11 protein-coding genes and 1 pseudogene are annotated in these 12,064 nt (G+C 57.6%); 10 read left to right on the forward strand and 2 right to left on the reverse strand.

Annotated features, from left to right (window positions below; translation table 11 throughout):
- A pseudogene (locus ACCD00_RS10920) lies at positions 1-339 on the forward strand (Bcr/CflA family drug resistance efflux transporter); the annotation flags it as partial.
- A 490-nt stretch (positions 340-829) separates the two neighbouring features.
- Here the strand turns inward: ACCD00_RS10920 and ACCD00_RS10925 are convergent.
- A complete protein-coding gene (locus ACCD00_RS10925; RefSeq protein ID WP_413424346.1) occupies positions 830-1,975 on the reverse strand; it encodes an FAD-dependent oxidoreductase in 1,146 nt (381 codons plus the stop codon).
- Positions 1,976-2,054: 79 nt separating this feature from the next.
- Between ACCD00_RS10925 and ACCD00_RS10930 the strand changes: the two genes are divergently transcribed.
- Positions 2,055-2,486 (forward strand): MarR family winged helix-turn-helix transcriptional regulator, encoded by a 432-nt coding sequence (locus tag ACCD00_RS10930; protein ID WP_413424348.1) that lies wholly within the window; start codon positions 2,055-2,057, stop codon positions 2,484-2,486.
- Positions 2,487-2,572: 86 nt separating this feature from the next.
- Here the strand turns inward: ACCD00_RS10930 and ACCD00_RS10935 are convergent, their stop codons facing one another.
- The gene (locus ACCD00_RS10935) at positions 2,573-3,499 is read right to left on the reverse strand and encodes a LysR family transcriptional regulator (RefSeq protein WP_413424350.1); all 927 of its coding nucleotides are present in this window, start codon (positions 3,497-3,499) and stop codon (positions 2,573-2,575) included.
- A 289-nt stretch (positions 3,500-3,788) separates the two neighbouring features.
- Between ACCD00_RS10935 and ACCD00_RS10940 the strand changes: the two genes are divergently transcribed.
- The 8 genes from ACCD00_RS10940 (at position 3,789) to ACCD00_RS10975 (ending at position 11,961) form a co-directional block, all read left to right on the forward strand.
- Positions 3,789-4,304, forward strand: a complete 516-nt coding sequence (locus ACCD00_RS10940; RefSeq protein WP_413424352.1) for a flavin reductase family protein — start codon at positions 3,789-3,791, stop codon at positions 4,302-4,304.
- A gap of 59 nt (positions 4,305-4,363) precedes the next feature.
- On the forward strand, positions 4,364-5,350 hold the full coding sequence (locus ACCD00_RS10945; protein WP_413424354.1) for an ABC transporter permease: 987 nt from the start codon (positions 4,364-4,366) through the stop codon (positions 5,348-5,350).
- Between the two features lie 57 nt (positions 5,351-5,407).
- Positions 5,408-6,358: a sugar ABC transporter substrate-binding protein gene (locus tag ACCD00_RS10950; RefSeq protein ID WP_413424356.1), complete on the forward strand. Its 951-nt coding sequence runs from the start codon at positions 5,408-5,410 to the stop codon at positions 6,356-6,358.
- Between the two features lie 23 nt (positions 6,359-6,381).
- Complete coding sequence (locus ACCD00_RS10955; protein ID WP_413424358.1) at positions 6,382-7,881, forward strand: sugar ABC transporter ATP-binding protein; 1,500 nt, start codon at positions 6,382-6,384, stop codon at positions 7,879-7,881.
- A gap of 29 nt (positions 7,882-7,910) precedes the next feature.
- Positions 7,911-8,708 (forward strand): SDR family NAD(P)-dependent oxidoreductase, encoded by a 798-nt coding sequence (locus tag ACCD00_RS10960; RefSeq protein ID WP_413424360.1) that lies wholly within the window; start codon positions 7,911-7,913, stop codon positions 8,706-8,708.
- 201 nt (positions 8,709-8,909) lie between these two features.
- Positions 8,910-10,013 carry an LLM class flavin-dependent oxidoreductase gene (locus tag ACCD00_RS10965; RefSeq protein WP_413424362.1) on the forward strand — a complete coding sequence of 368 codons (1,104 nt, stop codon included), beginning with the start codon at positions 8,910-8,912 and terminating at the stop codon, positions 10,011-10,013.
- 79 nt (positions 10,014-10,092) lie between these two features.
- Positions 10,093-10,977 (forward strand): transketolase, encoded by an 885-nt coding sequence (locus ACCD00_RS10970; protein WP_413424364.1) that lies wholly within the window; start codon positions 10,093-10,095, stop codon positions 10,975-10,977.
- A gap of 3 nt (positions 10,978-10,980) precedes the next feature.
- A complete protein-coding gene (locus ACCD00_RS10975; protein WP_413424366.1) occupies positions 10,981-11,961 on the forward strand; it encodes a transketolase family protein in 981 nt (326 codons plus the stop codon).
- Positions 11,962-12,064 lie beyond the last annotated feature (103 nt).

Genomic DNA, 12,064 nt, shown 5'->3' on the forward strand with positions numbered 1-12,064 from the left:
GGGTATACGCAGTGGGGCGGGCTGTGGAGCATCGTACTTTGCATGGTGCTGTACATGGGCGTCACCGGGTTGCTTGGGGCCAATTGCACGGCGAGTCTGATGAGCATGTTCCCGAGGCAGGCAGGGGCGAGTGTCGCCCTGGGTATTTCCGTGCAATTCGCTACCGGGGCGCTGGCCAGTCTGTGGGTCAGTCGCCTGGCCGATGGCACCTCATGGCCCATGTGCCTGGTGGTGGGAAGCTGCGGGCTTGGCTGTCTGGTTGCGTATGGCATCTCGATCCGCGCGCCTGTCAATCCGGTCGCTGCGCGGGATGAAGTGAGTACTCCGCTTCAACCTTGACTTCAACATGCTGGGGCAACGGCAAATACTGGATGGCAAGGCATCTGAGAAGTAATGACCTGAGACGGCGGCAGAACACTTTCGGGCGTCGTGAAGGAGGAAGTAATCGGTGAATAGCGCTTAGAAGCACGCTTCCAGGATTTGCTTCTGGATCCAGACAATGATTTACCTCTGCGTATCAGGTGGGAGAGCTACTCGATACTGAATGTCCGAAGCCGGAGAAGATTCCCGGATCCGCATGATTACATCCCTCAAATTTCGGGAAAATACTTCCGGGTACCAAGTGACACATATGGGAGCAGTTCAATCCTGATGCAGTATTTAACAAGTAGGTCATGTCAGATGTTCATAAGCCGCTCGCAGGACTACTGCTGCTGACCAGATGCTTTTGAAATGAATGCGGCTGTTCATCGATTCCTGTTCATGGCTGCCGACTTTCTGGCGCATAGCCGCGAAATCAGCAAAGGCTGGGCTGGGAGAGGGGAACTGCTCATGGACGGGTACCTTGATGGCTCAGATACATAGCCAGCGTCAGTGCCTGTCCATCATGGGATAGAAAGGTGGCCGCACCCTCGGCCGCACTTTTTGCAGAGGGAACCAGGCGCTCGAACATTCTTCGCTCGTACTCTGCTACGGCGTTGTTGCATTGGCGACGTTCGATCAGCAAGTGGGCAAGCTCAGCGGCATCGAGCATGGCGTTGTTCACTCCGTCGCCGCCAAAAGGTGACATCACATGAGCTGCATCGCCGATCAAGGTCAATCCAGGGCGGCGTACCCAAGAGTGGCCCACCGGCAAGGCGAAGATCGGGCGAACGGCAAACTCATCGCTGCTGGCCCGGAACAGATTCAGAATCTCTTCGGAATACCCGGCGAACTCTTGAACCAGGCCTTCGCGCACTGCGGACACCGAGGTGAAGTCAAACCGTTTCTCCACCCACCCCATCGGAACGCGAAAGATTGCATACCCACGGACATGTGAGTTGCCATTTCGCTGGACTATGAGGGCTTTGCCATCACCTTCTACATTCAACATGCCGCGGCCCACCAACAAGGCCAACTCTGGATGCGAGCGGTCGATATCATTGATGCCAAACTCTACAAAGCACAGTCCACTATATTGCGGCTCGTACGTCGAGACGAAAGGGCGCACGCGCGACCAAGTGCCATCCGCACCGACCACCCAATCAAAAGGGCCCTCGTTCCCGTGGCCGAACGACAGGTTCCAGCAACCTTCTCCGGCGTCCTCCAGGCCCAGCAACGCACAGTTCCAGCGAACCATCGACGGTGGCAAGGAGTCCAGGAGCAGGGATCGCAGTGCCGTGCGATCCACTTCGGGTCGATTGCCGCCGCTAGCGTTCTGATCATCGAAAAGCACCTGCCCGTTCCTGGCCAGGAGTCGTGTGCCTTGATCATCGTAGCGAGCGATGGCTTGAAATGCATCGCTCAATTCAGCGCGCTCAAGAGCCAGCAAACCCGAGTCCTCGTGCAGATCCAGCGAGCCACCTTGGGGGCGTGAAAGCGGGTGCACCTCCTGCTCGTAAACAGTAGCGGCAATACCATGCAGGTAAAGGATGCGCGCCAGCGTGAGTCCGCCGGGGCCAGCGCCGATGATCGCAATACGTGGATTTGAATGCATGAAGGATAGCCATTAACATAGGTACCTATACAATTAATATAGGTGCCTATGCATGTCAACTGTGCCCGATTCGAATCCCATGAAGCTGATCGGTCAGGTGTCCAGGACTTTTTCGCGCCTGGTCGATACACCGCTACGCGAACTTGGCCTTTCTGTCGGCCAGTTACCTGTATTGGTCACGCTCAAGAACGTCGGCGCCATATCACAGGGAGAGTTGGCCCGCATCGCTCGTGTCGAGCAGCCCAGCATGGCGCAACTGCTCAGCCGTATGGAGCGTGATGAGTTGGTGCAACGTGTGCTTGATCCGGCAGACGGGCGCAGCCGGCTGATCTCGCTGTCGGCACAGGCAACCCGTCAGTTGCCCAAAGCCAAACGCGTGATGGATCAAACATGCAGCCAGGCGCTGGACGGTTTGAGTGCTGACGAACAAGCGCTGTTGCACGAACTGTTGCTGAAGGTAGATGCCAATCTAAACCGGGCCCTGGAACAAATGCAGAAAGGGAGTAAATAGGGGGGCTTGCCTTCAAAGGCTTTTGTGGCAAGTGACAGGGCGCAGGCGTTCGCAGGACCGGATGCCAGTGGAAGTCCCAGTGTTGCCTAGGGTAGGGGCAGGATGTATCGCGACGGCGTGTCGCGATTTTTGAAGTACTGCACGGCAAAATCGACGAAGGTCTTGACGCGTAACGGCAGCTTTTTGCCGCCCTCGGTCAACAGGTGAAACCCGGTGCTGGGGCATTGATAGTCTTCAAGCAGCGGGACCAGCCGTTTGGCCTGTATGTCGTCCGCCACCTCCCAGACCGATTTCCAGATGATCCCCAAGCCTTGAACGCCCCATTGGCGCAAAGTGAAACCGTCATTGGCCAGCCGATTGCCCTTGACCTGAATTGTGGTCGGCACGCCCTTGTCCATGAATTTCCACCGATCAAGTGTGAAATCCGCACTCAGGTGTACCAGGCAGTTGTGATGCTGCAGGTCTTCAGGGCTGAGCGGTGCGCCGTGCTGCTCAAGATACTGTGGAGAACAGCAAACTATGTGGCGGTCCACTCCAAGAGAGCGGGCGATAAGTGAGCTGTCCGGTAGGTCGCCAAACCTGATCGCAATGTCCGAGCCGGACTCGACAAAGTCCAGTACGCGGTCGGTGAGAAACAGGCGAATTCGGATATGGGGATTTTCGCTGATGAAACTATCGACCAGTTGGCTGATCCACTGCCGACCCAGATCGGTAGGGCACGTCAGGCCGATAGTGCCCAGCAGATCGCTGTGGCCGTTTTTGATGATGCTGTCGAGGGTGTCGACCTCTTCGAGAATTTTCTGGGAGTTTTCAAACAGCAACTGTCCTTCGGCGGTAGGGCTCAAGCTTCGGGTATTGCGCTTGAGCAAGCGCAATCCATAGAAGTCCTCCATTGCCTTGAGTCGACCACTCATGGCCGCTGGCGACAGGCCCATTTGCCGACCCGCCGTTGAAAGCGACCCTGTCTGAACGACGAGGCGAAACAGCCGCATGTCCTGCAATCGATCGACCATGGGGATTTCACCTCGTGAAAGTTACTTTTTACTGTTAGCAAAGTATCAGCCAATTATTCAGTAAAAACCATCTAATCAAAGAGACAACAGATAAGTTGAGCAAGTACGCAAGCGCTTTGGAATAGGGGTTTGAGGACACCTGTGAAGTGAATTCAAATATGTTTGTTGTCTGGTTCATCCTTCAGTTTTAGTGAAGAGTCAATTTCCTAAAATCGAATAGAAAAGTTCGGTTGATTGTTAATAATGCAAGCCAGTGCCTGTGAGTCACAATAAAAAGAGGGTTTATGCTATGCGTGTTCAATATCAAGAGGCCGCCCCTTCGATAGACCTGGCCGGTCAGTTCAAATTGGCAATGGGCCGCTTTGCCTCTTCTATAACCCTGATCACCACACTTGATGACGATGGTCAGCCCCATGGCTTGGCTGCGACTGCGTTTTCCTCGGTGTCGATGGATCCTGCGTCGGCCCTGATCTGTGTTAATCGCAGCGCCAGCGCCTCACCGATCATCAAGCGTTCCGGTCTGTTCTGCGTGAACATGCTGCAAAGTCAGCACGAACCGATCTGCAAAATATTCAGCCAGCCCGATCTGCGCGAACGACGTTTTGTCGAGGGTGATTGGCGCACGGGTGTTCACGGTATTCGTTACCTGGCCGACGCCCAGGCGGCGATCTTTTGCGAAGTGGTGCAGGAGATTGAACACGGTACGCACACGGTGATTATCGGCAACGTCATTTATGTCATCACTCAACCTCTGGAGGAGCCACTTCTATACATGGGAGGGCGCTATAGGGAACTGGGTCGTTAATTCGTAGTTATCACGTGCTGCTCGATCTTATAACAATTACATAAGAAGTGGATGTGGGTATGAATAATCAGTTGTTGGCAAAAACAAGACTACCCGGGGCGATTCCAAAGTGGGTCGGCTTGGATAACAGTGTGGCGGGGCCGATGGTCGGGCTTTTATTGTTATGTGCAGTATTAACCTTCTTCACCGATAGTTTTCTGACCTTGAGCAACCTGCTCAATGTGCTAGATCAAGTGACGGTGCTGGGCATCATGGCGCTGGGCATGACGCTGGTGATTCTCATCGGTGGCATCGACTTATCCGTGGGTGCAGTGCTGGCAGTGGCGATCATGGTCATGAGCTGGCTCGAACAGGTTCTCGGCCTGTCGATGTGGGTGGCCATGCTCGGGGCGATCGCCGTTGGTGCAGCGTGCGGTTCGACCACGGCCTTGCTGGTGGTTCGGGCAGGCCTTCCATCATTCATTGCGACGCTGGCGATGATGTCCATCGCCCGTGGCCTGGCCTATATGGTCACGGACGGCGCGCAAGTCAGCGGATTCCCGGAATGGTTCAGCAACCTCTCGGTTATCCGTTACGGCGGCGTGCTGTCGCTGACCGTAAGTTGCTTCGTGGTGCTGGCGCTGGTGTTCTGGTTCGTTCTCAAGTTCACGGTGGCCGGCCGCAGTCTGTATGCGATCGGCGGTAGTAGCAAAGTGGCCAAGCTCGCGGGTATCCGGGTCAAGGGTTACACCAGTGCGGTGTACATCATCTCCGGCATTTGTGCGGCCTTGGGCGGCATCATCATGACGTCTCGCCTGGACACTGCCGGTGCCGGCGCGGGTGTCGGCTATGAACTGGATGTGATCGCTGCCGTGGTGATTGGCGGTGGCAGCCTCAAGGGCGGCGCGGGGAGCGTGGTCGGCACGATCATCGGCGTGTTGATCATCGGCGTTTTGCGCAACGGCCTGAACCTGGCCGGCATTTCACCCTTCGTACAGCAAGTGGTCATCGGCGCGGTGATCGCCTTCGCGGTGATGCTCGATTTGCTCAAGCGCAAGGCTGACTGATCTCGGGCCATTGACTAGAACCGGCATCGTTCCACGCACAATAAAAAGGAAAAAAACATGAACCTGTCTGCTTTTTCGCTTCGTTTTCTGTGGTTGCCACTGCTGGGCTGCCTGATGTCGGCCGGTGTTTACGCACAAAGCAAACCTACGGACGAAATCACCGTCGGGATGTCGATCCCGAGCCTGCAATGGGTGTTCTACCTGATGGTCCGTGACGGCGTCATGGAACAGGCCAAGACCCTCGGCATCAAGAATGTGCTGGTGGCTGATGCTCAGGCCGATCCCGCGCGCCAGGTCAGTCAGATTCAGGACATGTTGAGCAAAGGAATCGATGTGCTGCTCTACACCGCGACCGGTAGCGCCGCTTCGGCCGTGCCGGTACGCCTGGCGCGACAGCAGGGTGTGCCGGTGATCTGCATTGACAACTTCCCGAAAAACGTCGAGTGCGACGCCTACATCTCCACCGACAACCTGGCCGCTGCGGGAGAGCTGGCCCGGCAAATGATCAAGTTGACGGGGGGCAAGGCTGAAATCGGCCTGCTGCAAGGGACTCTTGGCGATTCCACTGAAGTGGCCCGGGCCAAAGGCCTGGATGCGGTGTTGTCCGAGGCTCCGGAGATGAAAATCATTGACCGCAAACCGACTGACTGGCTACAGGACAACGGCTTCAAGGTCGCCCAGGACATGCTGCAAAAGAACCCGAAGATCAACGTGTTCATCGGTCGCTCCGATGCGCCGGCGCTCGGTGCGGCTCAGGCGGTAAAGGTAGCCAATATCGATCACAAGGTCTGGGTGTTCGGTTATGACGGTTTGCCATCTGCTCTGGAAGCGATTCGCGATGGAAAACTGGACATGACCATCACGCAACAAGCTGTGGAAATGGGGCGCTCCGCATTGCGTACCGCCGTCGATCTGCAGCAAGGCAAACAGGTGACCAAGACGCAGCTATTGCCGGCCTTCGTCACCACCCGGGAAAACGCAGCCGCCTTCCTCGAGCAGCATCCTTGAGAACGGTGAAGGGAGGGCAAGTCATGAGTGCGATCAATACCGCCCGGGAGCCGTTATTCCGCGCGAGCAACATCGGCAAGTCATTCAACTCGGTCAGGGTGCTGGAAGATATCAGCCTCGATATCGGCTATGGAGAAGTGGTGGCGTTGCTGGGGGAAAACGGCGCGGGAAAATCGACCTTTTCCTCCATCGTCGCCGGCGCACTGACACCGTCCAAAGGCTCGATGTTCCTGGCTGGTGAACCTTATGCGCCAACCGGGCCGGGAGCCGCCATGGCGCTGGGGATCAACATGATCCATCAGGAAATCCACCTGCTGCCTGACTTGAGCGTGGCGGAGAACGTTTTCCTCGGTCATCTGCCCACCCGCGACGGCATCATCGACCGTAAGACAATGTTCCGTGAAACAGAGAAGCAACTACGCCGCCTGGGTCTGGATATTTCGCCGGATACACCGGTGCGGCAACTGAAAATCGCCGCCCAGCAACTGGTGGAAATCGCCCGGGCCCTGACGCTCAACTCGCGTCTGTTGATTCTCGACGAGCCGACCGCAGCCCTGGGCAAGGACGAAACCGACCTGTTGTTCAAGCAAATCGAGGAACTGAAGAAGGAGGGTGTGTCCTTCATCTACATCAGTCATCGCATGGATGAAATTGCCCGGATCGCCGACAAGGTCGTGGTCATGCGCGATGGTCACCTGATCGCGCGTCACGACAGCGGCACGGCCGATGTCGGTGTCCTGGTGTCGCAGATGGTGGGGCGCCCGATCGACCGTTTGTTTCCGGAGTTGCCGGTCCCCGGGGATGCGGTGGTATTGAGCGTCGAGCAGCTGTCGGACAAGGCGGGGCGCTTTCAGGATGTGTCTTTTTCAGTGAAGGCCGGGGAGATTTTTGGCATTGCCGGCATCGTCGGCGCCGGTCGAACGGAACTGGTTCAGGCGATAGCCGGGTTGAGTGCATTGAGCCAGGGCAGGGTGATGCTGGGGGATCGATCACTGCCGGCCAATAACGTGCTGGCGGCGATCCATGCCGGCGTCGTGCTGATCCCGGAGGACCGCAAATCCGAAGGCGTGGTGCTGAGTCAGACGATTGCCGAAAACCTGGCCTACTGCAATCTGGATAGCCTCAGCTCCTGCGGTGTCATGGCCAACCACCGGGTAGCGGCATTCGCCCGTGAACGCATTGCGACGCTGGGGATCAAGGGCGTGGCGGGGCAGATGCTCGACAAGTTGTCCGGCGGCAACCAACAGAAAGTGGTGATCGCCAAATGGATCGCGCGCAATCCGAAAGTCATCATCCTCGATGAGCCGACCCGAGGCATCGACATGGGAGCACGCGCGGCGATTTACGAGCTGATCATCAATCTGGCTAAAACCGGGGTGTCGGTGATTGTCGTGAGTTCCGACCTGGAGGAGGTCATCGGTCTGTCCCATCGTGTGATGGTCATGGCGCGCGGCTGTTCCCAAGGCATCCTGCATCGGCCGCAGATTGCCCCCGACAGCATCATGACCCTGGCCACCGCGTGATGACGGGCATTAATCGAGGAGGATCAAACATGTCGGACCCGTACCAGGCGCTGGCGTATCGACCCTTTGCCGAGTTGCTGGATTTGTCCGGAAAAACCGCGGTCGTTACCGGCGGCAGCAGCGGGATCGGCTTCGCCATCAGTCGGCGTCTGGCCGAAGCAGGGGCCAATGTACTGATCGGCAGTCTGGCGCCGGAACGCAGCAGTGAGTTGATCGAGGCCGGTTTTTCCGTGGCCTTTCACGCCACCGATGTCAGTCGCCCGGATGATATTCAAGGGCTGGCGGACACCGCGATCGAGCGTTTCGGTGGCCTGGATATCTGGATCAATAACGCTGGCGTCTACCCGCTCAAGGCGATTGATGACATCGATGCGGGGTTCTGGGACGGACTGCACGCTATCAACACGCGCGCGGTGTTTCTGGGTGCTCAGGCCGCACAACGGCAGATGCGCCGGCAGAAAAGCGCCGGGGCGATCGTCAATCTGTCGTCGATCTGCGGTCACCGTCCCATGGCCAATCACTGCACCTATGACGCCTCCAAGGGTGCGGTACTGGCCATGACCCGAAGCTTGGCGAAGGACTTGAGTGCCTTCAACATCCGGGTCAATTCGATCTCGCCAGGCTTGACCGCGACACCGGGCAACCTGGAGCCGGAACTGCTTGAGCAGCACCGGCAGAACAACGTGTTGGGCAGCATCGGCCTGGGCCGGGCGGCCGAACCCTGGGAGATCGCCGATGCTGTGCTGTTCCTGGTTTCGCCGCTGTCGTCCTATGTGACAGGCATCGATTTGCTGGTGGACGGCGGCTGGTTGCTGCACGGAAGTTGAATCGCAAACAAAGCATTTGAGGGTGAGTTGCACGCGCTGATGTAACGCGTCACTTGCCCCGGATATTTAACCCATTCCTTGAACGTTGCGACTTGCAGCGCCGGCACTGGCACGCCTGCAAAACGAGCGCTCGTCATGAAAACGGTGTGCAGCGAAACAGTTTCGCAGTGCACCGGTCACTGAAAACAGCAGGAGAACGACATGAAACTCGCCATGTTCATGCAGCCACTTCATCACAAGGGCTGGGACTATCACGAGATGTACGATCAGGACATCGCGTGTGCTGTCCATGCCGACAGCGTCGGTTTTGATGAGCTTTGGGTCGGTGAACATACGTCACAGCGCACCGAACCGATCACCAACGCGCTGCAATTTCTGTCCACCCTGATTCCGCTGACCCAACGCATGAAACTGTGCACCGGCGTGCTGAATCTTCCGCACCATTTCCCGGCGCGAATCGCCGCCGATGCCGCGATGTTCGACCACATGTCCAAGGGGCGTTTCATCATGGGTATCGGCCCGGGTGGGCTGGCTTCCGACTTCGAGGTGTACGGCAGCAACGGCAAGGATCGTGGGCAGATGATGGTGGAGTGCTACGAGATGATCCGTGCGATCTGGAACTCGGGCGCGCCCTATGATTTTTCCTCGCAACACTACCAGGTCAACCTCAAGGATGCGGTGCACCACGAACTGGAAATCGGCTACATGCCGACGCCATTCCAGAAGCCGTTTCCACGGGTGGCAACCACGGCCATGAGTCCGTTTTCCGGCACCGCAAAACTCGCGGGCGCCAAGGATTGGGACCTGATGTCTGCCAACTTCAACCCGACGGCAACAGTGGCTTCCCATTGGCAGGCTTACTGTCAGGGCGCGCAAAGTGCCGGGATCAAGGCCGATGCCAATAATTGGCGCGTGGCCCGTTCGGTGTTCGTCGCGGACTCCCAGGCCCAGGCCGAAGACTATCTGGCGCAAGAGAGCTGCACGCTAAGGCGCTACTTCGACTACATGATCGACAACCTGGCCACCAACCATTACACCAAGATCTTCAAGACCCGCCCCGACATGACCGACGAGGAAGTGACGGTCGACCACTGCATCAAGGAAATGGTGATTTACGGCGACGTGAATTCCGTCACCGAGCAACTGGTGGCGTTCAGTGAGCAGACCGGGCCGTTCGGTACGCTGATGACCACTTTCCACGAGTGGGACGACGAAGCGCTGTGGCGGCGCTCGATGCAACTGACCGCGCAGCAGGTCATGCCGTGCCTCAACGACTACATGACGCCACGCTTGAAAGCGCAGTAATCGCCCGATTGCGCTGGGCTTATGTGCGGCCGCATCACGGATGCGGCCGAAACTCTGGTAATGCGCCTGGATACGACATATGACTGATTTGACAGATTTCCGCGATAGCGCGGAGCACGCTTTTGAACTGACCGAGAAGGAGTTGGCTCGACTGCGGGAAAAAGCCCAGTTCATTCGCCTGGAAACCATCCGGTTGATCGAGATCGCCAAGGTCGGCCACTACACTTCGGTGTTCTCCGCCGCCGAGTTGTTCGCCGCGTTGTATTACGACGTGATGGACCTGCGATTCGCCGAGCCCAAATGGCCCGACCGCGATCGTTTCATGATGGGCAAGGGGCATGCGGCCGTCGGGTTGTTTCCGGTGTTGGTGGAGTGGGGCTTCTTCGCCAAAGAAATCCTCGACAACTACACGCGCCTGGGCAATCCGCTGGGCGACCATCCTGATATGCGCAAAGTCCCAGGTGTGGATTTCTCCTCCGGTTCCATCGGTCATGCTCTGTCCGGCGGGCTGGGCATGGCCCTGGCCGGGCGGATGCTGGGCAAGACGTTCACCACTTACGTGATGCTCGGCGACGGCGAAATGCAGGAAGGCCAAGTGTGGGAAGCGGCGCTGTCGGCGGCCCACCATAAAACTGCAAACCTGGTGGCGATCATCGACCGCAATGGCTATCAGCTTGACGGTAATGTCGATGACGTCATCGGTATCGAGCCGCTGGCGGACAAGTGGATTGCATTCGGTTGGGAAACCCATGTGGTGGATGGTCATGATCTGGCCGCAGTCACGAGCCTGTTGCGTCGCCTCAAGGCCGACACGACCCGCACACAACCGGTGTGCATCATCGCCAATACGGTCAAGGGCAAAGGGGTTTCCTACATGGAAACCGAGCCGGGTTGGCACCTGGGGTATCTCGATCCCGAAGATGCGCAACGTGCTATCGACGAAATCAAAAGCAAGGTGATCTGACTCATGAATACCGCACCTCTGTCGAACAACTCCTGGCAATACCGGGAACTGAACAGCCAGACACCGAGCTTGAATGCCTTGTCGGATGCCTTGATCGAACTGGTCGAACGGGGCGAGCCGGTCGTTGCCGGTACCGCTGACCTTCAATACTCCAACGGTCTGTCAAAATTCGCCGAACTGCATCCAGAGAAATTCGTGCAGTTTGGTATTTCCGAACAGAACATGGTGTCTGCCGCCGCCGGGATGGCGGCAGTAGGCATGAAGCCGTTCGTGGCGACCTTTGCATCCTTCCTGCCATTGCTGTGCTGCGAGCAGATCCGCATGGACGTGGCGTACTCCGCCTTGCCGGTGCGCCTAATCGGCCACCACGCGGGGATTTCCCTGGGCTTTTACGGCACCTCGCACCACGCCACCGAAGACCTGGCGATCATGCGTTCGATTGCCGATATCACGGTAGTTGCTCCCGCCGATGGCAATCAACTCAAGGCTGCGATTCTCGCTTCGGCCAACTATCCGCAACCGATCTACTTTCGCATCCAGCGCGGGCGTGATCCGGTGGTGTACGAAACCGTTCCCGATTTTGTCTTCGGCAAGGCAACCGTGCACCTGACTGGCGATGAACTGACCATCATCGCGACCGGTTCCACGGTTCACCCCGCCCTAGAAGCGGCGCGAGCCTTGAATGCCGCCGGGCGCTCGGTAGGCGTGATCGATATGACCACCATCAAGCCATTGGACCGTGAGGCGGTACTGACCGCCGCGCGCAACAGCCGGTCCATTCTTACCGTTGAAGAACACAACATCATTGGCGGTCTGGGTGGCGCCGTGTGTGAAGTGATCGCGGAGGAGGGCATTGGGGTGAAAGTGCGACGTCATGGAATTTACGACGAGTACAGCCTCATTGCGCCGCCGACTCACCTCTATCGGCATTACCGGCTGGATGCGGCGGGTATCGAAAGCGTGGCGCTGGAGGTGTTGGCCTAAGCCTTGATATCGGGCGCAGGCGTTTGACTGACCGGCAGTAACGCCATACCGGTTTTCCCCTTTAGGCCTAATGGGCCTGACGTGCAACGAGGGTCTTCATTGA

The organism is Pseudomonas sp. Pseusp3 (assembly GCF_047304225.1).
Lineage (GTDB): Bacteria > Pseudomonadota > Gammaproteobacteria > Pseudomonadales > Pseudomonadaceae > Aquipseudomonas > Aquipseudomonas fluorescens_CD.